Raw genomic sequence first — 21,796 nt, 5'->3', positions numbered from 1 at the left:
ATTGTAAGTCCTTAATCATAAATAGTTCTAATTAAAATGGTGTGCTTTACACCTGTTTGTATATCTGTTTCTAACACTGCTTGCAAAAATAGTCAGAGGTGTTCTGCTCTGAGCAGCACGCCTCACTACAGCTTTTGCATCTCTTTTGTCAAATGCAACAAGCATCTCATACTCTTCTCCACTACACCCTATATGCTTTGACATGTAGCCTTTAAATCTAAAACCTATCTTGTTTGCTGATGAAAGTTTATCTAAATCACTAAAGAGACCATCTGATATGTCCATACCTGAACTCAAAAACCGCTCACAGTTTGATACAAATTTGTCTCTTAGTTTAATATCTACAAATTTGGATTTTTTATGAATTTTACCTAGGTTAACAAGCTTTTTCAAATCCTTTGCACTTTTTCCAAGTTCGCCGGTAAAGCCAAGTAAATAACCTTTTCTTATCTTAGTTCTAAGCAACGGCTTATCTGTTTGAGAAATTATTGTTATAGTAATATCTAGCTTGATATTACTTATCGTATCACCACCTATAATCTCAACTCCATACTTATCGGCCACATCTTTAAAACCGGCAACTAGCTCTTTCATCTCTTTTTTTGTGATATTTTTAGGCATAGCAACACTTAAAAGTGCGTATTTTGGTTTAGCATTCATAGCAATAGCATCGGAAATATTTATCAGCATCGCCTTAGATGCAATTTGATAATGACTCATCCATTTTTTCTTAAAATGAACATCTTCAAAAAATGCATCTTTGGTATACACAGATTTTTTAATTACTGCGCCGTCATCTCCGATATGATTGCTTTTAAATTGCGATATAAAATAATTTTCTAAATTCAATAAAACTTCTTAAAATGGCTTAAGTTGCTATTAATGCCAATGTATATAAAATAGCATAAAATTATACCATGTATTAGGAAAATTTTAATGAAACACTCAATTAAAAAAATTTTTAGTAATTTATCAATATTCCTTATTTTTCTAGCTCTATTTAGTGCATCTGAAGCATTTTTAACATCACAGCAAAGCACTTCATATGATAAAATAGATAATTTAAAGAATCAAAAAGCCATTCTTTCTAGTCTAATCCATCTATCAAGGGATGATATTGAGCTTGCCTTGATACAGTTTAATGGAAAAAGCACTCAACTTCACACTGATATTGAAAAATTAAAAAACTCTTACAAGTACAATTTTACGGAACAATTTATTGTTTCAAATGAAAAGGAATACTTATCTGATTTGGAAAAATTAGATTCACTAACTACTTTATTTAACGATAAAGCGCATGAATATTACTCTAAAGATGAAAAAAACAATGATATAAAAAAACAAGAGCTAGATAAGATATTTTATTCTATCAATAATCAAATTGATTCTATAATGATAAAAAGCTTATACTACGACCAATCTAAATTTAAATTTCAAAAGATAGTGTCATACATCTCGTTTATAGTAATCTTATTGGGTGTTATTTGGTACAGAAAAAGACTTAGCGTAATATACGCCGATATAAAATATCTGTATAATGTTGATCAAAAAAACTTTACTATATTTTCTGAAGAAGTAGATTCTATCGCTCTTAGAATGAGAAGAAAGCCAACCACTTCTGATAATCCATCTATGTTAGATCCTATTACAGGGCTTAACAATCTTAAAGGAATGATGAACTCTTATTCTGAGAAAAAAGGTATGAAAGAGGGTAATTTTACATCTGTGACCGTAATTGAAATCGATAATTTCTCAAAAACCAACAGAATATACTCTCAAGAATTTACACAAAGTATACTAAAAAAAGTTGCTTTTACTATTTCACTGCATGAACAAGCTACTGATGTTATAGCTAGAACAGACTACAATCAATTTACACTTATTTTTTCTCGTCCAAGCAAGGAACAGTCTTTTAAAGATGTAGATATTATTCGTCAAAGTATCTCTGAATTAAAATTAAAATCTGCTCAAACAGGTCCCGTAACGGTAACCATAAGTGGTGGATTTGTTATTAAACCAAATAATGTTTCTCTTGAAGAAGCATCAAGAGAAGCAAAAAAAGTTTTAGCGTATTCTAAAGCCAAATGGACAAACAAAATCACTCAGATAAGAGATATAGCAGAGGATGAGCTATAAGAAAGAAACCTTTACTTTATGGCTATCCAAGCCCATTGCGGCTGTATCTTTATCTCCCTCTAAAAGTCTTTTAAACTGTTCTTGAGAAACAACCGGTAGATTTATCTCTCTGCCTGTTGTTTTTTCAATTTTTCTCTGTTCTCCATCAAACAGCAAAATATCTTTTTTTCCTCTAACAACAATAAAATCAGCGTTGTTATCTTTAGCTTGAAGTAAAATTTCTCCCGCTATTTTCAATGAAAAGTCATCACTTACAAGAGTTGAGTGCGGTGCCAAATCTTCACTCTTTAAGCTTATATCTATGTAGTTTGCTTTTGAATCTTTTATAACAGAGGCACAAGAGCTTTTATCTAAGCCATCATACGATGCTACATTGAAACCTTCAAAGTATTGAGATATATCTACATTATCTATGCTATCGACGCTAGAGTTGTCTATACCGGAAAATTGAACTTTTTTTAGCTTTGCAAAAAGAGCTTTTATCTTGTGCTCTTTAGTAACATCATAGTTAAAAACTCTATTTTCTAACGATGTGTGATACCAAATACCATCATCTTTTTTAGATATCATTTCTAATATTTCATCTGTAAGTTCAGGATTTTGCTCAATTATATCACTAGCAATGAGCAAAGAGTGATCTCCGATGTAATCTCTTTTTATATTGTATGTATTTGATGCATAATAATCTAGTTCATAATTTTTTGCATACTTATCCATGTCCATAGAAGTTAGATAACTCTCAAATGCAGCTATCTTTTGTAAAAAATCTTTCTTATCAATAATTAAATCATTGATAGCTCTAAATTTACTTATCGGTTCAATAATAAATTCATTCGATGTTTTATCCACTATGTTAGCTATAAACTCGTTTGAGTTTAAATATAGATTATTTATCTTTAGATTAAAATCAACACTAGGCTCATATGCAAACTTTTCTATAGAATTTATTTTATTCAATAGACTAAGAATCGTATCTTTATCCTTGTACTCAAGAGTGTATTTTTTATAATATGGTAAATAATCAACTTTAGAGTCAAATCTAAACAGTTCTACATGTACTTCTTTTATCATGACTTTCCTTGCAATATTTATAATAAAAATAAGGTTGAAGTATAGCACAAATTATTAAAAAATTTCTTGCTTGAAAATGTAAGAAAAAATTCTTTACAAAACACCCATTTTAGACTATACAAAGGGTAAAGATTGTATAATCCAAAATTATTTTATTCTTATAAACAAAGGAAAGCTAAATGAGTATTCCCATTTATACTTACGATGCCGTTATTGTAGGAGCAGGTCTTGCCGGCTGTGCTGCTGCAAGAGAGTTACAAAACGCAGGGAAGAAGGTCGCTGTTATTACTAAGCTTCATCCACTTAGAAGCCACTCAGGTGCTGCTCAAGGTGGTATTAATGCTGCTTTTAGTGATGAAGATAGTGTTGAATTGCATGAGTATGATACAGTTAAGGGGTCTGATTATTTAGCAGACCAAGATGCTGTTTCATTTATGTGCGAAAAAGCTCCGGAGACTATTCGCTGGGCGGAGAGAATGGGTGCAGCATTTAGCAGAACTGCTGATGGAAAAATTGCTCAAAGACCTTTTGGCGGACAGTCATCACCTCGTGCATGCTACGCTAAAGACAGAACCGGTCTTACACTATTACAAACTATTTATGAGCAAGCTCACCGTGCCGGTGTAAAATTTTGGGATGAGTGGTACGCTGCTGATATCATCTACAAAGACGGTAAAGTTTCTGGTGTAATCGCATTTAATATCCGTGACATGCAAATGGCAATATTTAATGCAAAATCTGTTATGTTTGCAACTGGAGGATATGCTCGTTCATACAAAATCAATTCAAATGCACATGCAAACACCGGTGATGGACTATCTATTGTAGCAAGACACGGTCTTCCTTTAGAAGATATGGAATTTGTACAGTTTCATCCATCTGGACTTTCAGGAAATGGTGTTTTAATCTCTGAAGCTGCTCGCGGTGAAGGTGGAAAACTTTTCAATTCTCTTGGTGAAAGATTTATGGAAAAATACGCTCCAAATGCGATGGAACTTGCATCTCGCGATGTTGTTTCTCGTGCAATCCTTAATGAGATCAGAGAAGGCCGCGGTGTTGGTCCAAGAAAAGATGCAGTTTATATAGATGTAACTCATTTAGGAAAAGACCTTATTATGGAAAGGCTTCCTGAACTTCGTGATTTAGCTATCACTTTTTTAGGTCTTGATATGATTAAAGAACCTATTCTTATCTCTGCAACTGCTCACTACTCTATGGGTGGTATACCAGTAAACATTGCTGGAAATGTTCGTAAAAATAACACTGAATTTGTTGAAGGTTTCTATGCAGCGGGTGAGTGTTCTTGTGTATCAGTTCACGGAGCAAATCGCCTTGGGGCTAACTCAGTACTTGAAGCTCTACTTTTTGGTCGTTTTGTTGGAAAAACAATGGTTAAAGAAGTTGACGATATTGAGCTTCGTGTAGCTACACAAGAAGATGCAGCTACAGCTTTGGCTGAGATAGACTTCATGTTAAATAACAATGGGGATGAGACTATTACAAATTTAAGAGAAGAACTACAACAATGCATGACGGCTAATGCCGGTGCATTTAGAACTAAAGAGACTTTAGAAATTGCTGTAGAAAAAGTCAAAGAACTTCGTGCTAGATTTAAAAATATTCGCATAAAAGATAAATCAAAAGTATTTAATACTGAACTTCAAGAAGCAATAGAGTTTGGACATATGATTGACTACTCTGCATTTATTGTTGAGAGTGCTATTGCTAGAAAAGAGAGTCGTGGTGCTCACTTTAGAGAGGACTTTAATACTCGTGATGATGAAAACTTTCTAAAACATACAATGGCTTATATGAAAGAAAATGGTGATATTTCACTTGATTACATGGATGTAGTACTTGGCAAACATGAACTTAAAGCAAGAACATACTAAGGAGAACTTATGAGTACAAATAAAATTACTACACAAAAAGTAAACTTCAAGGTATTTCGTTTTAATGCAGATGAAGATTATCTTCCATACTATGAAGACTACAGCATGGATGTTACTTCAGAAGAAGTTGTTTTAGATATTTTAAATAGAATTAAATGGGACCATGATGGTAGTTTTTCTTACCGTCGTAGCTGTCGTCACGGTATCTGTGGTGCATGTGCTATCAAAGTAAACGGTCGTGCAACTCTTGCTTGTAAAGAGAGTATGACAACAATGCTAGAGTACTTTGGCAACGAGCTTACTATTGAGCCGTTAAGCACTAAAAGAGCTGTTAAAGATATGATCATTGACAAAGGTGATTTCTGGGAGAAGCATGATGCTATTCATCCATACTTAATCTCTGATGTCCAAGAGCACCCAGAAAACGAGCATATTGTAACACCGGAAGAATCAGAAGAACTTCTTGATTCAGATCTTTGTATCCAATGTGGTGCTTGTCACTACGCTTGTCCTGTTGTAGAAATCAATGAAGATTTCTTTGGCCCTGCTGCTTTTGCTAAAGCTTACCGTTTTGAAGCTGATGTTCGTGATGATGCTCATACAGAGAGACTTCTTGAACTTCACGAAGAAAAACAAGGTCTTTGGGACTGTGTAAAATGTTTTGAATGTGCTGAAGTTTGTCCAAAAGAGGTTAACCCAATTGAAAAAATCACTAAACTTCATCAGATGTTATTTGCTGAGGGAGTTGCAACAAGTAATGTAGCTACTCGTCATGCTGTTGGATTTAAACACTCAATTGAAAAACACGGTGTGCTTGATGAAGGTCAGCTTGTTCTATACTCTGAGGGTGCAGGGATTGTTAAACACATACCGGTTGCATTTAAAATGTTCAAAAAAGGTAAAATAGTTATGCCTTGGAATATGCCAAAATCTGATAATCTTGATGAAATTCAAAAACTTGTTAAATCATCATCAACTGTAAAGTTCTAGGAGTCACTAAATGGGAAAATTAAAATACGCACTTTTTACGGGATGTACTGCAAAACAAAGTACTCCTGAGCAAATGATGTCTACAATGGCGGTTGCTAAAAAACTTGATATTGAGTTGATAGAACTAACGGAAGCTTCTTGTTGTGGAGCTTCTCACCTACAGGATTATGATGACTTTTTATCTTTAGTTTTAAATGCAAGAAATATCGCCTATGCTGAAAAACATGAACTTACTATGGTTACAATCTGTAATACATGTCAGTTAAACACTGCAATGACAAAACATAGACTAGATAATAATGCTGATCTAAAAGCTAGGGTAAATGAAAAACTAGCAGAAGTTGGCTTAGAGTACAAAGGCACCTCTCTTGTAACTCACTTTTTGTATGCTATTATTGATGATTTTGGTCTTGATAAGATTAAAGAGATGGTTGTTAAGCCTCTAAACAAATTTAATATTGCACCATTTTATGGATGTCATAATATTCGTCCGTCTGAGCTTCATAATGAGTCTCACAAGACAAAAGAAAACCCATACAACCCTACTTCACTTGATGATTTAATTATTGCTTGTGGTGGTGTTAATGTTGATTATGAAGAGAAAACCAAATGTTGTGGTTTCCATGTTGAACTTCAAGCTCCTCATACTGCTGCAGTTTTAACAGGTAATGCAATTGCCGGTGCAGTTGATGGTAACGCAGATATGATGGTAACTCCTTGTCCACTTTGTCATTTAAAACTAGATACTCAAACTGACCATGCTTCTGAAGCTATCGGTCGTGAAGTTGAGCTTCCTGTTCTTCATATGCAACAAATGATTGGTCTTGCTCTGGGATGTACATCTGCAGAGCTGGGACTTAAGCATCATGTTACAGAAGTTGACTTCGCTTAATAGACTTCTTTCTTTCCCGCGTTTACGCGGGAGATTCTTTCTCTAATCTACTACTTATTTTTTAAAATGGAATTTACATGTCAAACTCAATCGAAATCATATCTTGGAATGTTAATGGAATTCGTGCCGTTGGGAATAAAGAAGCTCTTAAATGGATTGATGAGAGAGAACCTGATATATTATGTCTACAAGAGATAAAAGCTCTACAAGAGCAAATTCCCGATAATCTATTTGATAAACAATACCAAGATATTTTAGTTAATTCTGCAACAAAAAAAGGTTATAGCGGGACTATGACTTGGGGTACACTAAAGTCTGACTACAACTCTACATGTCAACATGTGGATACAACAAGTGAAGGTCGAATTGTAGAGACTCACTACGATGATATTGTACTTTTTAATGTATATTTTCCTAATGGTCAAAAAGATGAGGAACGATTAGCTCATAAAATGAAGTTTTATGATAATTTTTTATCTCACTGTGAAACATTAAGGGAAGATGGTAAAAGCATAATTATTTGTGGGGATGTAAATACAGCTCACAAAGAGATTGACCTTAAAAACCCAAAAGCAAACTCTAAAACATCAGGCTTCTTGCCAATTGAGCGAGAGTGGATTGATAAACTAGTTGATCACGGCTATATAGACACCTTTAGATATGTTAACGGTGACGAAGTTGATAGATATAGCTGGTGGTCTTACCGCTCAAGTGCTAGGCTTAAAAATGTCGGATGGAGGATAGATTACTTCTTTATATCTGAAGACTTATGCGAAAATTTAGAAGATGCCTTTATATTGGACCATATAGAAGGTTCAGACCACTGTCCGGTGGGGATAAGAATTAGCATTTAAAGCAAAATATAATATAATAAAACATATAAATAAAACCGAGAAGATATGAAAAAAAACAAAATAGACAAGACACCGGCTAAATTAGATTTTACACAAAGCTTAACAGGGTTGATTTTAGCCATATTTATTATGGGACATCTTATCTTTGAGGCATCTATCTTGATATCTAATGAGTTGATGTACAAAGTTACAATTATGTTTGAAGGGTATTACTTTTTTGGAGAAACATATCCGGGTATTGTCTCTTTTTTAGCAGGATTTATTTTTGTCATATTTATAATTCATGCAGCTATAGCACTAAGAAAGTTTCCGGACAACTATAGGCAGCACAAGGTGATGAAAGAGCATATAATCAGAATGAAACATGAAGACACCTCTTTATGGATAGTTCAGCTAACAACAGGTTTTATCATGTTTTTTATAGGTTCGGTTCATCTTTACATGATGATGGCAGAACCCTCAGATATCGGTCCATACGCCAGTTCATACAGGGTAGTTTCAGAGCATATGTGGCCTCTGTATTTTTTACTTCTTTTTTCTGTTGTTACACATGCTTTTATAGGCTTATATAGACTAGCTCTTAAATGGGGATTCATGGAGGGGAAAAGTACAAAAACTTCAAGAAAAAGATTTAAATTCTTAATGAAGTTTTTGATAGTTGTGTACTTACTCCTTGGTATTTTCACTTTAGCAAAATATATTTATATAGGCAATACACATGACTTTAGTGATGGTGTTAAATATAAGTCTGAAACTATTATTATGGAGAATCATTAATGAATATTATTTACACGGATGTACTAGTCATTGGTGGTGGTCTTGCTGGTCTTAGGGTTGCTACGGGTGTTAAAGAGCGTGGACATGATGTAGTTGTTCTAACACTTGTTCCTCCAAAGCGTTCACACTCTGCAGCAGCTCAAGGCGGGATGCAAGCATCTTTGGCAAATTCAAAAATGGGTGAAGGTGACAACGAAGATGTCCACTTTAGCGATACCATCAAGGGAAGTGACTGGGGAGCCGACCAAGAGGTAGCTAGAATGTTTACCCATTGTGCTCCAAAAGCCATAAGAGAACTGGCACATTGGGGCGTTCCTTGGAGTAGAGTTAAGCGAGGAGACAGAACGGCTATCATTAATGCTCAAAAAGTAACTATTACAGAAAAAGATGAGGCTCACGGACTTATTACTGCAAGAGATTTCGGTGGTACTAAAAAATGGAGAACCTGCTACACATCAGATGGAACAGGACATAGTATGCTTTATGCAATGGACAACAAGGCTCATGAAGATAAAGTAGAGATTCATGAAAGACTTGAAGCGATGTCACTAATCCATGAAAATGGACGCTGTTGCGGTGCTATTGCGAGGAATCTAATGAGCGGTGAGTTGGTAGCATATGTAAGCAAGGCAACAACTATAGCTACAGGCGGATATGGACGAATCTACAGCGTTTCAACAAATGCTATCATATGTCAAGGCATGGGACAAGCTATAGCACTTGAGACAGGAGTAGCAACTTTAGGGAATATGGAAGCAATTCAGTTTCATCCAACTGCAATCGTTCCCGTTGGGATTTTGACTACTGAAGGCTGTCGCGGTGATGGAGGACTTCTTTTAGATAAAGATGGCTACAGGTTTATGCCAGATTATGAGCCGGAAAAAAAAGAGCTGGCATCTCGTGATGTTGTAAGCCGCAGAATGACTGAACATATAAGAAAAGGCAAAGGCGTTAAATCCCGCTATGGAGATCATTTATGGCTAGATATAACTATACTTGGACGAGAACACATAGAAAAAAATCTTAGAGAGGTAAAAGAAATCTGTGAAAACTTTCTTGGAATAGATCCGGCTGTAGATTGGATACCGGTACGCCCTACTCAACACTACTCCATGGGTGGTATCAGAACAAAATACACAGGTGAATCTCAAACTTTAAAAGGTCTTTACTCGTGTGGTGAAGCAGCTTGCTGGGACCTGCACGGGTTTAACAGACTAGGCGGAAACTCTGTAAGTGAAACCGTAGTATCGGGAATGTTAGTAGCTGAATATATTTCTGATTTTTGTGACTCTCAGGAGAGTTCTATCAATATTCATTCTTCAACAATTGAAAAATTTTTAAAAATACAAGAAGACAAAATAACAGCACTTTTAACAAAAGAAAATGGTGAAGATGCTTATGTACTTCGTCGCCGTATGGAAGAGATTATGATGGATAAAGTCGGAATCTTTAGAAATGGTGACGATTTAAAAGATGCTGTAGATGAACTTGAAGAACTCTTAAAAAGAAGTAAAAACATAGAGGTATTTCGCTCAAAAAGTCGCGCTGCAAATCCAGCTTTGGTAAATGCTTACAGAACCCAGAAGATGATTAAGATTGCGTTAACAGTAGCTTATGGAGCACTTCTAAGAACAGAGAGTCGTGGTGCACACTCTAGAGAAGATTATCCTTCTAGAGATGATGCTAATTGGCTTAAAAGAACTATAACAAGCTGGGAAAATGAAGAGCAGACCCTTCCAACGGTAAACTATGAAGATATAGATATATCCAAAATGGAACTTCCCCCTGGTTTTAGAGGCTACGGAAAAGATTTGACAAAGCACAATACAGATACACACACAAGACAGATCATTGTCGATGCTGTAACGGATAAACTTAAAAAAGAGGGAGCTTCTCGTATGGAGATTCAAAATGCTCTTATGCCATTTATTGATAAACTACCTAAAAAATATCAAGGTATTAACGAGAGATTAGGAGAAAATGTATGAGTGACAAAAAACCAAGACTTTTAAAAATAAACATACTTCGTTTCGATCCGCATGACCCTGATGATTTTCCACACATGGAGACTTTTGAGATACAAGAGGCTTACGGAATGACTCTTTATATAGTTTTAAATGCAATACGAGAACATCACGACAATTCACTAATGTTTGATTTTGTATGTCGTGCAGGAATCTGCGGTAGCTGTTCTATGCTTGTAAATGGTCGTCCTACTCTGGCATGCAGAACACTTACCTCTAAGCTTGATGAAAACATTACTCTGGCACCACTTCCTCTTTTTAAGTTGATTAAAGACTTGTCCATATACAGTGGTGAGTGGATGCGTTATCTTAACGAACATCTTGAGACTTGGATACATGACAAAGAGAGTGAGCTAAATGTTGATAAGATAGAAGAGAGAATGGATCCTGATCTAGCTGATGAGATATATGAGCTTGACAGATGTATTGAGTGCGGATGCTGTGTCGCAGGTTGCGGTACCATTCAGATGCGCCCAAAATTTACAGGAGCCGTAGGCTTAAACAAAATAGCCAGATATCATTTAGATCCAAGAGATAAACGCAGTGACGAAGAGTATTACGAGCTCATAGGTAATGAAGATGGCGTTTTTGGGTGTATGACACTTCTTGGATGCGAGGATGTATGTCCAAAAGATTTGCCTCTGCAGAGTAAAATTGCATATCTTAGACGCATGATGATTAAAACAGGTTTGAAGTAAATTTAATATTATAAATTGGAACACCACTTGCTGTATAACCTTTGATTATAAAAGGAGTTATCATGCAAAACACGGTTGTAGAAAATTTAGGTGGATACCCACAAAAATTAGTAGATTTACAATGGCTTGAGGATGAGCTTCATAATGTAAATCAAGATGAAGTCAATCTTGACTGGAACAAACAACGAAAGTGCGTAGAACATAAATTTTCAGATGATTGGGAAGTTGAATACTATGTTTTAGATCATTGGGCAAGCCATGTAGGTGCACGCTTTAACATGACAGAAGATGCCAATAAAAATGGCTACTATTCTGCTTTTATCTATAGATAACTCTCTTTTATAAAAGAGAGTTATAATATTATTTAGCCTTAGGTCTAAAGGCTTTTATGACTTTTTCATCAGTTTCAATGAATGGACCTTCAATTAAGTCTATACAGTATGGAACTGCCGGAAAAACTGCATCTAAACACTCTCTAATTGATTTTGGTTTTCCAGGTAGATTAATGATCAGAGATTTTCCTCTTATGCCCGCTGTTTGACGAGAAAGTATAGCTGTAGGAACATACTGCAAACTAACTTGACGCATAAGTTCACCAAAGCCCGGCATCATCTTCTGGCAAACATTCTCTGTAGCTTCCGGTGTAACATCACGAAGTGCCGGCCCTGTACCACCTGTTGTAACAACTAAACAGCACCCTGCCTCATCGCAAAGCTCTTTCATAGTAGCTTCTAATACATCTTGTTCGTCCGGGATACATCTATAAACTATCTCAAATTCACTAATCAAATAATCTTTCATAGTATCTTGAATAGCAACTCCTGATATATCTTCATATATACCTTTACTAGCTCTATCACTTGCTGTAATTACGCCTATTTTAATTTCACTCATACTTTTTTTCCTTTGCTTTTTATATATTAATTTACTGAGTAGATTTATTAACGGTTCTAAAAATTAAAAAGATAAAACAAGAGGTTTTATCAATTTTTAGCCTCACAGAAACTACAAGGATGTAGTTTCGAGAATGAGTTAATAAATCTGCTTAGTAAATGTCAATTACCTTATTTGTAAAAAATGATTTGCATTTTTTATGTATGTCACAGTAGCTACATGTAAAAAAAACTCTCTAGCAGACTCTACATCTATAATTTTGTCATTACCGCCGAGATAAACTTCAATCTTAACACCTCTGTTGGATAATGACTTAAGCTCTTGCAGATTCCATTCATAGTTAAGTAACTCTTCAAGTTCACAAACATCAGTTTCGTAATGCTGTGTATCTTTTTTAGAATGCGGATAAAAGCACAAATCAATAAAATTTATTAAATATTTATCTTTATCTTTTGTATAAGCGATTATTTGAAGTTTTTTAAATTTTTTACTTTTGTTTTGAAAAAATGCTGGGGAAAACAGTTGCAGAGTATCTATTCTTTTTCCATGGTTTAATTGTTCTTTTACATATTTAAAAGCTTTAATAGCACCATAACTAAAGCCGCAAACACTATACTCAGAACTGTTTATATACTCTTCAAATAAAGATTCTTCATCTTTTAAAGAAAAGCCACTCTTAAACAGCATCGATTAACTTTTTAACATCTGCTTTTGTAATACTTTCTCTCTCAATGAGAACACTCTCTACACTGGACATAACATCCATCATAGACTCTAAAAGAAGTTTTGTCTCTTGGTACAATCTATTCATCAGATTTTCTTCTTCATGCTCTAATGCTATTAAAGATGTACCCATTCCGTAATCATTAATCATATTTGAAACAATAACTTTTGCTTCATCTAAGTCTGCTTTAGCACTGCTAGCATGTTCTGTAAATTTTATATCGCAAGCTGCCATACCGGCTAAAAGCATTTTAACTCTTGATTCTAACTCATGTTTTATAAGCGGGTCATTGGTTGTTGGAGTAAGTTTCTCATTTGAGAGCATTAGTTTTTCAAACGGCAAATCAAAGTAAGTTGCACATATTACTTTGGCCGCTTGATAGGATACATGATATTCTTTTTGTTTTTCACTTAGTATTTGAAGTTTTTTCTTTCCAAACATTACTTTGTCTTTTACCATATGAATATGATCTATAGTTACTTGAAAATCTTTTTGTCGTAGCGAAAGAAGAGCTGCTTCATTTACAAGCGCAGCCAAAGAAGCACCACTAAATCCTACTGTCATATTTGCTACAGCTTTAACATCTAATTCGTGAGGTATTTTATTTAGATACTTAGATAAAATAGACTCTCTTTCGCGTTTTGTAGGAAGCTCCACAAAAACTCTTCTGTCAAATCTACCTGAACGAAGAAGTGCAGAGTCTAGTACATCTATCTTGTTTGTGGCAGCTACAACAATCACTCCGCTAGAGTTTTCAAAACCATCCATCTCTGTTAAAAGTTGATTTAGTGTAGATTCTCTCTCATCATTTCTTTGTCCATCTCTTTTTTTACCAACCGCATCTATCTCGTCAATAAAAATTATTGATGGTGAGTTGTTTTTAGCCGCTTGAAAAAGCTCATGTACTCTTTTTGCACCCATTCCAACATAAATCTGAACAAACGAAGCACCACTTTGATAATAAAATGGCACACCTGCTTCATTGGCAACAGCTTTAGCAATCATAGTCTTACCAACTCCCGGAGGTCCAACTAAAAGTACACCTCTTGGCATTCGTGCACCAAAACTTTTATATCGTTTTGGGTTTCTCATAAAGTCCAAAATCTCTTCAAGTTCTATCTTAACATCACTTATCCCGCCGATGTCACTAAATGTCACATCACTTCTTATTGAGACTATCGGTTGAGTTGAATCAATAGAAGATCTATTACCTGCACTTTTTGTTGCTTGGGAAATAGATAAGCCGTTTTTTTGATACCATCTATATATGAGTGTTCCTAAACCTAAAATAAGCACTAAAGATAGGAGATACACAACAATACTGGAACCACCTTTTGACTCTACTTCATACTCTAAAAACATTTGAGGAGTAACCTGAGAAGATGCAATCTTATAAACATTTTTATCTGTTTTAAGATAAACATAATCTTTTGAGGCTACTACACTCTTGACTGTGTGATTTTGTAAAATTTTTGTCGCATCTTTTAAAGAGATACTTTCTGAGTTATCTCTTAGTATTGCAAATAAAACCAGTATAATTACTAAAAAAGCTGATGCATAAAGTGCTACTCTGTTTGACTTAGACTCGGCCATAGTTAGACTCCTCTTTTACGGTGTAATTTTTAATATTTACCCAATTACCGATTAAGTCTTCATCAGACTCAATTAAAATCTTATTAAAGTGTTGATCATGTCCTACATACAGACCATCTTTTTCACTCTCAACAAGAACATCCAACTCACCATTAAAAGCTTTTCTAAACTCAAGATTTTTAGATTTAACTATGTTTTCAAGCTCATGCAATCTCTCTTTTGCAAGTTTACCGTTTACTTCAGGTTTCATTGTAGCGGATGGTGTGCCGTCTCTTTTTGAATAGGTAAAAGCATGTAAGTGCGTTAATGGCAAATCTCTGACATTTTTCATAGCTTCATCCCAAAGTTCTTCACTCTCACCCGGATGACCTGTTATAAAATCTGTACCGATTGCAAAGCCTTTGCTTGCAAGAAGTTCAAAAAGTTCTCTATCTTGTTTGTAAACATTTCTTCTATTCATAAACTTTAGCATTTGAGGCGATGTATGCTGAAGGGCAATATGAAGATGCTTCTCAAGCCATGGTTCACCTAGTATCTCTTTAAATTCATCTGTAATCTGGATAGGTTCAACACTGCCGAGTCTAATGCGTCTTACACCTCTTATTTGAGAGATTTTTTTCATAAGTTTAGCAATTGAGCTGTCTGTTTTTTGTCCATAGCTTCCAACATTAGTTCCGGTTAAAATAAACTCACCAAAACCATTAAGAGCCAGTCTTGTAATCTGTTCTAGTATTCTTTTTTCATCCATACTTCTCGCATCACCGCGAACAAATGGGATGATACAGTATGAACAGCGAAAATTACAGCCTTCTTGGATTTTTATAAATGCTCTGCTTTTACCAATAAAATCATCAACAACTGCTTCATCAATATAGTTTAAATCACCAGGCTCGTAAAAAGGTTCTTCCTTTGAGAGCATAGCGTCTATTTTTAGTTTTTCACTCTGACCAAAAACTCCGGCCACTCTACCCTGCTCTAGTAATTTCTCACCTTTTGTATGTGCTCCACAGCCTGTTAAAAAAACTTTTGCATCACCTATTTTTTCTACATGTGAAAGATAAGAGCGAACATGTGTATCCGCCCCGTTTGTAACTGTGCAAGAGTTCACAACAACAACATCTGCTTCATTTTCATTCTCAGTAACTTCATACTCTTGCATGGCACTCATCATTACTTGAGAGTCATACAGATTTGTTCTGCAACCAAAAGTTTTAAAGTAGACTTTTTTCAAATTAAACTACTTCATCGTTTGTTGCAAATGGAGGCTTTTTCTTTGCTGATTCTTCCATATGTAACATTTGTGTAGGGTATGCAATTGTTATATCATCTTCTGCCATAAATGCATCGACAATCTCAGTTGAGATAATACTTCTAAGGGTGAGGGTTGCATAAGCATTAGTCAAATACCAAGCATCAATTGATATACCATTAGATTCTATAAAAGAAAAAATTCTAGGCTCAACATTTGTATTTTTTAAGCTGTACTGATTTCTCAATTTATTTAGTTGCTTTCTTGTAATGTCAGTATAGCCCTTGGAGTATTTTTTTGTTATCTCTTTAGCTAAATGCATCGCTTTTTTATGATTAGAATCATATGTGATAGTTATATGTACTCCATCCCAAACAGTTTTTAAAGTAGAGTGCGTATAATTGGCAATCATTCGAGTAAACACATAGTTATTTGGAACAAATACGATTCTTCCCGCTCTTCTATTTTCAAGAACTGATGTAAGCGTTATATCTTCCAAGATTGTCATACGAAGAAGCGAGATATCCATTACATCACCTACATACTTCATTCCATCCATATCTACGCGTATTCTGTCTCCTACATGTATACTGCCGCCAATAACTATTACAAGCCAGCCAAGGATACTCATAAACCAGTCTTTCATGGCAATTGCTATACCGGCTGATGCAAACCCGAGTATGGTTACCAAGTAGCTGACATTTTCTATATAATTAAAAAACAAAATTATAATAATAAGAGTAAAGTTCATAAATGTGATTATCTTATTTGCCATATAAAATCGTTCATGATCGGTTATGTACTTTTTAACAACTAACTTAAGTAAGAAAAATATAACAAAAACTATTGCAACGATAACACCTATTTTTGCTATTTTAACGATTTGATTATTGACATCTTTATTGATATTCGTTTTACTGATTTCTAGTCTTTTTTGATAAACATCTGCTGTAACACTAATCGTATCTAAAGCTGTTTCAAATCTCTCTAGCTGTTTTGCTTTACTTTGAGCCTCTTCTTTATATATAGAGTCTGTATCAATTGCTTCTATCTCTTTATATATTCGTCCTTCTGCTCTTAAAAGAGAGATTAAAGAGGCCAATTCATCTTTTTTTAAAATATAATCATTGTAGCTTTCATTCAATGTTTTAACAAGTGAAATACCTGTAAATATATCAAATGGATTTGTAATAGCAGGTATTTCATCAATATTTGGCGGGGTTAAAAGATTGGAAAAAGGTGAGCTGTCTTTTTTCTTAAGTTTTTCTATTTGCGATGTCAGTATCTTCTCTCTTGAAATAAGTGCATTTAGTTCATCGTTTTCTGTCAGAGATTTTTTTCTTTTTTTCTTAAGATAATTTATTCTTTTTGTTATTTTTTCAAGACTCTCTCTAACATCAAGCGAAGTAAGATAAGATGCATAACTCTTCATCCATACACTGTCTTTATTAGCTATTTTTTCTTCTAATTTTTTTAATTCTGCTACATATTGGGCTATTTTTTCTTTTTTAAGGTCTTCTTGTTCAAGCTCTATACGCGTCTGTTCTTGCTTATCAATTAGTTTGCTATTTTTAACATTATCAGCAAGTAATAACGATGAACCAAGCAGTATAAATAGAACTATATTTTTCATCAAGACTCTCCAAATTTGTTTAATACACACATAACTGTTTCTTTATCAACCTTGTCTGTAATGGTAACATCACCAATACCTACTGGCAAAATAAAAGTTATAGAAGAGTCAGAACTTTTTTTATCTAAAAAAAATGTTTCATAAAAAGAATGAGGATTTTCAATTTTGTAAGATGTCGGTAAATCATATTTTTCTAGTAAAGTTTTTACTCTCGATACCTCTTTTTCATTCATAAGATTCATTTTTAGAGCTGTTTCATTAGCCATAACCATACCAATGGCCACAGCCTCGCCATGAAGAAATTTTTTATATTTTGTTTCATTTTCTATAACATGTCCAAAAGTATGTCCATAGTTCAGAGCAGCTCTTACACCGTGTTCTTTCTCATCTTTAGATACAACATCAGCTTTTGTTTGTACAGCCTGCTTTATGCACTCTTGCAAAACCTCCGGATTCTTCAAATCGGCACTTTCTAAAAACTCAAAAAACTTTTTGTTGAATGTAACTGCCATTTTAACTATCTCAGCAACACCTGCACCAAACTCCCGCGCGGGAAGTGTAGTTAAAAAATACGGGTCAATATAAACAGCTTTTGGCTGATGAAATGCTCCTATAAGGTTTTTTCCATATTTATTATTCATACCGGTTTTTCCGCCGACACTTGCATCGACCTGAGAGAGAAGAGTAGTTGGAATTTGAATAAAATCTATACCTCTTTGGTAGATACTTGCGGCATATCCCGTCATATCGCCGATTACGCCGCCACCAAATGCTATAAGCATAGATGAACGGTTAAAACGGCTCTCAAAAAGTGACTCTAAAATCGTATCTATACTCTCTTGATTTTTATACTCTTCACCATCTTTTAAAGTCACTATATGTAACTCTTTTGCAGAAATTTTTGTTAGAAGATATTTTAAATGCAATTTAGACACAGTTTCATTAGTAACTATTGCTACTTTTGTGTCGAAATGTAGTTTTGGAAGAGTATCTATGGTTATATCATATGAGTCATCAACAACTTTTTTAAGAGCTATGTTTACTTGCATTATTAGTCCGAAATTTTTAATTTTATAAGTGAATATATATTACTTAAAAAAGACTAAAAAATCGCTAAATCAATACTCTATATTTGAACAGGAATAAAAATTTGATGGTAACCATCAAGCTTATGGTAAAGTTTTTCACTGTCTGTCGATAAAAGAGAGTAAATTTTTCTTTTAGTTAATTTTTTCGTAAATGGTAAAAGTTGAACAAAATTATCTTTTTTTCTTAGGATTTTAATAGGATTCTCGTTCTCTTTAATAACTTTAATACTTTTTGAAAAAATTGTTGATAGGTTGTTGTAATGCTCTATAACAATCTCTTTATCTTCTTGGTGTTCACTCATGTAATTGTAAAGTTCTATATTAAAACTCATCTGTTCAGATATATCAAATATTGTTGAAGATATCTTCTCTAAATCACGATTATCTCCTAAAATAAGGGCAGCATCCTTAACACTTGAAAAAGACCTGTCTGCAATTTTAAGAACAGGCACATGTGATTCATATAGCGTAGTTCTCATATGGAAATCTTCAAACATCTCTTTTGAAACCATTATTAAGCCTACATGATATACTTTGATGTCTTCAAAGAATTTTTCTTTTAAATCACTGCTATCATACTCTATATCAATATCTACATCTTCACTTCTAAACTCTTTAATTTTCCATAAAAGAGATATATCATTGGGGTTTACTATCTTTATAATTAATCTATGTTCAAGCTTTTTATGTGCAAAAACCGCTCTTCTAACAAACTCTTCAACTGTTGAATGGTTTACAATGTTCATATCAAGGTAGAGGTAAAGATTAGAACCAAATGGTTCTGGAAACTGCCCAAGTTCCCTTTTAATAGCTTTATATACTGATTTTAAAACCGTAGGTTCACCAATTAATACAAGAAGATCATTTGGCTGAATCATTCTTCTGCGATTTGGCATAATTAGTTTTCTGTTTCTATACATGGCTACTATTCGCCAATCTTTTTGTTCAATCACACCTACATGTCGATACACAAATGAGCTTCCAAATGGAACTAAAACTTCCATTATTTCACCTTCACCAATACCGACATTTTGAGCAATTACCGGTACATTTGGCAGATAATCCAAAAGTCTTGAAGCTAATATTTCGTTTGTATTTATAAAAATGACATTAGAATCTTCACTCACTAAATTCCACTTATCCAAAACAATAACACGAAGCTGCTTTTTAATAGTTCTAATATTTTTGATTGTATGTTCAACATCAAGCTGATTTTCCATGGCAATAATGACTTGAACAAAATCCATTTTAAGTAAATTGGCTATCTTATAGAGACTTGTAGCGTCAAATTCATAAAATTTAAAACGCTTTGGGTTTGCATTTTCATATTCTTTAGCTTTACGCTGAACAACATAGTAAATATTTTCACTTGTATGCGTCTCTATTGTTCTATTAATAAAGTGATTACCAGTATCACCATCACAAATAACTAATATCTTTTTCATATACAATCTTATTTAAATTTTTAGCATTATATCATTTATCAAGTTATCTTTGTGATACTTGCGATTTTTTAATCCACATGTCTTTTTGTGATTTTTTCCATTTTTTATTAACAAAATAACCTGTAATCTTAACCCAGGCATCTGTTTTCTCATTTGATGTAAAAGAAGTACCTTTACTCCACTCATCAATTTTATTACCATCAATAGAATCATAAATATCACTATCTATTTTCAAACGAAATGGCCTTGCTTTAAATTTTGTAGTTGTAACTTCTTGCTTCATCATTAGTTTTGGAAAAACATTTTCTTTTTTACAGATTTTCTTATTATTAAGTAGTTTATTTATCTCATTATCTTTGGATATTAAAAGTTTTTTTTGTTTTTTTATTTGTTTTTTCAGTGTTTCTACTGACGCTGCCAAACTTTTATTGCTCTTAAGTAAATCATCGTTATAGTCTGTTTGAGCTTTTAATATTATATTTTTATTCTTCTCTTGCTTATACAAGTCTTCGTACTTTTTACATGTAGAATCATTTAAAAGGCTATTAGTAATTTTTTTATCTTTTAATTGAGCCTGACACTCCTCATAATCTCCTCGAAGTTCCGTTATATCTTTAACTATTGCTTCAATTCTTTGCATTTCATCTGCATATACAAATGACACTAAGGCTAATGTTATAAATATGATTTTCATTTATCACTACCTTTTTTAACTAGTTTAACACCCATCTCAACATGATGAGTGTATGGAAACTGATCAAACAGAGCCATATTTTCAACTACATGAGTTTTAGACAATATTGCTAAGTCTCTTGCCAAGGTTTCTGGATTGCACGATATATAAAGTATATTATCATATCTTGATGAAAACTTGCATGAAGCTTCATCCATACCGCTTCTTGGAGGATCGACAAAGATACTTTTTATGTCATATGAGTTTATATTTATATCATTCATTCTTCTAAACTCTCTAACACCGTCTAAAGCTTGAACAAACTCTTCCACACTCATTCTAACAAACTCGATATTGTGAACATCATTTAAAATCATGTTAGCTTTTGCCGCATTTATTGATGATTTTGAAATTTCTGTTGCCAATACTTTGTCAAACTTTTTTGCAAATGGTATAGTAAAGTTTCCGGCACCACAATAAAGCTCTAGCAAGTCTCCGCCATCATTAGAATTATTTAAAGCCCATGATATCATCTGCTCATTGACTTTGGAGTTTGGCTGTGTAAAACTATTTTCTATGTACTTAAACTTATATATTTCATCATTTATTTTTAATGACTCCGTAATATAGTCCTGCCCTATTACAACTTTTTGCTTGCGAGAACGCCCAATAATATAAATACCGAGTTCACCAGCAATGTCAGCAGCTTTAGCTTGCCACTCTTCATCTAGTTTTCTATGATAAAGAAGTGAAACAACTATCTCACCACTGCTTGAACTTAAAAAGTCAGCGCCAAATAGCTTAAAACCCATTTTTTTTTCAGTTATTGATTGTAAAAGTTTTGGCATTAAAAGAGATATAGATTCACTTACTTGAGGACACTCATCTATAAATACAACGCCTTTTTTATCAATATGATTCATAGCATACCGCATAATATCGCCATTACCAGTATCGAGGCACTTCGCATGCCAGATCTTAAACTCGCTTCTTGAACGGTAGTTTTGCTCTGGTGATTCATACACAGATATTTTACCGCTATAAAATGGCTTAAATCTCTCTATATTTAGTTCTAATTTTTGATTTAGTTGGTACTCGTAACCATTTTCATAGATTCTACAAGCGCCGCACTCTCCAAAATGTTTACAATCCATAATATCGCT

At 33.9% G+C, this 21,796-nt stretch carries 20 protein-coding genes; 9 read left to right on the top strand and 11 right to left on the bottom strand.

Annotated elements, in window-relative coordinates; all coding sequences use genetic code 11:
* Positions 1-27: 27 nt before the first annotated feature.
* The gene (locus OQK60_RS04655) at positions 28-849 is read right to left on the bottom strand and encodes a thiamine-phosphate kinase (protein ID WP_297684584.1); all 822 of its coding nucleotides are present in this window, start codon (positions 847-849) and stop codon (positions 28-30) included.
* A gap of 87 nt (positions 850-936) precedes the next feature.
* On the opposite strand from OQK60_RS04655, the gene OQK60_RS04650 reads away from it, so the two are divergent.
* A complete protein-coding gene (locus tag OQK60_RS04650; RefSeq protein ID WP_297684582.1) occupies positions 937-2,136 on the top strand; it encodes a diguanylate cyclase in 1,200 nt (399 codons plus the stop codon).
* Here OQK60_RS04650 and OQK60_RS04645 read toward each other — a convergent pair.
* Entirely contained in the window at positions 2,131-3,207 is a 1,077-nt protein-coding gene (locus OQK60_RS04645) for a 2Fe-2S iron-sulfur cluster-binding protein (protein ID WP_297684580.1), read from the bottom strand. The two genes, OQK60_RS04650 and OQK60_RS04645, sit on opposite strands and share 6 nt — an antisense overlap.
* 179 nt (positions 3,208-3,386) lie before the next feature.
* Between OQK60_RS04645 and sdhA the strand changes: the two genes are divergently transcribed.
* The 8 genes from sdhA to OQK60_RS04605 all read left to right on the top strand — a co-directional run bounded on the left by sdhA (position 3,387) and on the right by OQK60_RS04605 (position 11,666).
* Positions 3,387-5,099, top strand: a complete 1,713-nt coding sequence (gene sdhA / locus OQK60_RS04640; protein ID WP_297684578.1) for a succinate dehydrogenase flavoprotein subunit — start codon at positions 3,387-3,389, stop codon at positions 5,097-5,099.
* Positions 5,100-5,108: 9 nt separating this feature from the next.
* Positions 5,109-6,089 (top strand): succinate dehydrogenase/fumarate reductase iron-sulfur subunit, encoded by a 981-nt coding sequence (gene sdhB, locus OQK60_RS04635; protein ID WP_297684575.1) that lies wholly within the window; start codon positions 5,109-5,111, stop codon positions 6,087-6,089.
* A gap of 10 nt (positions 6,090-6,099) precedes the next feature.
* Positions 6,100-6,981: a CoB--CoM heterodisulfide reductase iron-sulfur subunit B family protein gene (locus OQK60_RS04630; protein ID WP_297684573.1), complete on the top strand. Its 882-nt coding sequence runs from the start codon at positions 6,100-6,102 to the stop codon at positions 6,979-6,981.
* A gap of 77 nt (positions 6,982-7,058) precedes the next feature.
* Positions 7,059-7,835 carry an exodeoxyribonuclease III gene (locus OQK60_RS04625; RefSeq protein ID WP_297684571.1) on the top strand — a complete coding sequence of 259 codons (777 nt, stop codon included), beginning with the start codon at positions 7,059-7,061 and terminating at the stop codon, positions 7,833-7,835.
* A 45-nt stretch (positions 7,836-7,880) separates the two neighbouring features.
* Entirely contained in the window at positions 7,881-8,612 is a 732-nt protein-coding gene (locus OQK60_RS04620; RefSeq protein WP_297684570.1) for a fumarate reductase cytochrome b subunit, read from the top strand.
* A complete protein-coding gene (locus OQK60_RS04615) occupies positions 8,612-10,600 on the top strand; it encodes a fumarate reductase flavoprotein subunit (protein WP_297684568.1) in 1,989 nt (662 codons plus the stop codon). Before OQK60_RS04620 ends, OQK60_RS04615 begins: the two co-directional genes overlap by 1 nt.
* Positions 10,597-11,334 (top strand): fumarate reductase iron-sulfur subunit, encoded by a 738-nt coding sequence (locus OQK60_RS04610; RefSeq protein ID WP_297684566.1) that lies wholly within the window; start codon positions 10,597-10,599, stop codon positions 11,332-11,334. Before OQK60_RS04615 ends, OQK60_RS04610 begins: the two co-directional genes overlap by 4 nt.
* A 62-nt stretch (positions 11,335-11,396) precedes the next feature.
* Positions 11,397-11,666 (top strand): hypothetical protein, encoded by a 270-nt coding sequence (locus OQK60_RS04605; RefSeq protein ID WP_297684564.1) that lies wholly within the window; start codon positions 11,397-11,399, stop codon positions 11,664-11,666.
* Positions 11,667-11,694: 28 nt separating this feature from the next.
* On the opposite strand, the gene mog is transcribed toward OQK60_RS04605, so the two are convergent.
* The 9 genes from mog to trmA all read right to left on the bottom strand — a co-directional run bounded on the left by mog (position 11,695) and on the right by trmA (position 21,787).
* Positions 11,695-12,228: a molybdopterin adenylyltransferase gene (gene mog, locus OQK60_RS04600; protein ID WP_297684562.1), complete on the bottom strand. Its 534-nt coding sequence runs from the start codon at positions 12,226-12,228 to the stop codon at positions 11,695-11,697.
* Positions 12,229-12,393: 165 nt separating this feature from the next.
* Entirely contained in the window at positions 12,394-12,915 is a 522-nt protein-coding gene (bioV, locus tag OQK60_RS04595; RefSeq protein ID WP_297684560.1) for a pimelyl-ACP methyl ester esterase BioV, read from the bottom strand.
* Positions 12,905-14,545 carry an AAA family ATPase gene (locus OQK60_RS04590; protein WP_297684558.1) on the bottom strand — a complete coding sequence of 547 codons (1,641 nt, stop codon included), beginning with the start codon at positions 14,543-14,545 and terminating at the stop codon, positions 12,905-12,907. Before OQK60_RS04590 ends, bioV begins: the two co-directional genes overlap by 11 nt.
* The gene (gene mtaB, locus OQK60_RS04585) at positions 14,532-15,776 is read right to left on the bottom strand and encodes a tRNA (N(6)-L-threonylcarbamoyladenosine(37)-C(2))-methylthiotransferase MtaB (RefSeq protein ID WP_297684556.1); all 1,245 of its coding nucleotides are present in this window, start codon (positions 15,774-15,776) and stop codon (positions 14,532-14,534) included. The genes OQK60_RS04590 and mtaB overlap by 14 nt, the downstream gene beginning before the upstream one ends.
* A 1-nt stretch (position 15,777) precedes the next feature.
* Entirely contained in the window at positions 15,778-17,427 is a 1,650-nt protein-coding gene (locus OQK60_RS04580; protein WP_297684554.1) for a mechanosensitive ion channel domain-containing protein, read from the bottom strand.
* Positions 17,427-18,476 (bottom strand): 3-dehydroquinate synthase, encoded by a 1,050-nt coding sequence (gene aroB, locus OQK60_RS04575; RefSeq protein WP_297684552.1) that lies wholly within the window; start codon positions 18,474-18,476, stop codon positions 17,427-17,429. The genes OQK60_RS04580 and aroB overlap by 1 nt, the downstream gene beginning before the upstream one ends.
* 77 nt (positions 18,477-18,553) lie before the next feature.
* Positions 18,554-19,960: a TrkA C-terminal domain-containing protein gene (locus OQK60_RS04570; RefSeq protein ID WP_297684549.1), complete on the bottom strand. Its 1,407-nt coding sequence runs from the start codon at positions 19,958-19,960 to the stop codon at positions 18,554-18,556.
* A gap of 43 nt (positions 19,961-20,003) precedes the next feature.
* Positions 20,004-20,654 carry a hypothetical protein gene (locus OQK60_RS04565; protein ID WP_297684547.1) on the bottom strand — a complete coding sequence of 217 codons (651 nt, stop codon included), beginning with the start codon at positions 20,652-20,654 and terminating at the stop codon, positions 20,004-20,006.
* On the bottom strand, positions 20,651-21,787 hold the full coding sequence (gene trmA, locus OQK60_RS04560) for a tRNA (uridine(54)-C5)-methyltransferase TrmA (RefSeq protein WP_297684545.1): 1,137 nt from the start codon (positions 21,785-21,787) through the stop codon (positions 20,651-20,653). The genes OQK60_RS04565 and trmA overlap by 4 nt, the downstream gene beginning before the upstream one ends.
* Positions 21,788-21,796 lie beyond the last annotated feature (9 nt).

The organism is Sulfurimonas sp., from assembly GCF_026196735.1.
Classification (GTDB): domain Bacteria; phylum Campylobacterota; class Campylobacteria; order Campylobacterales; family Sulfurimonadaceae; genus Sulfurimonas.
The sequence above is the reverse complement of the archived record's forward strand: the minus strand, read 5'-3'. Positions and strand labels throughout refer to the sequence as shown.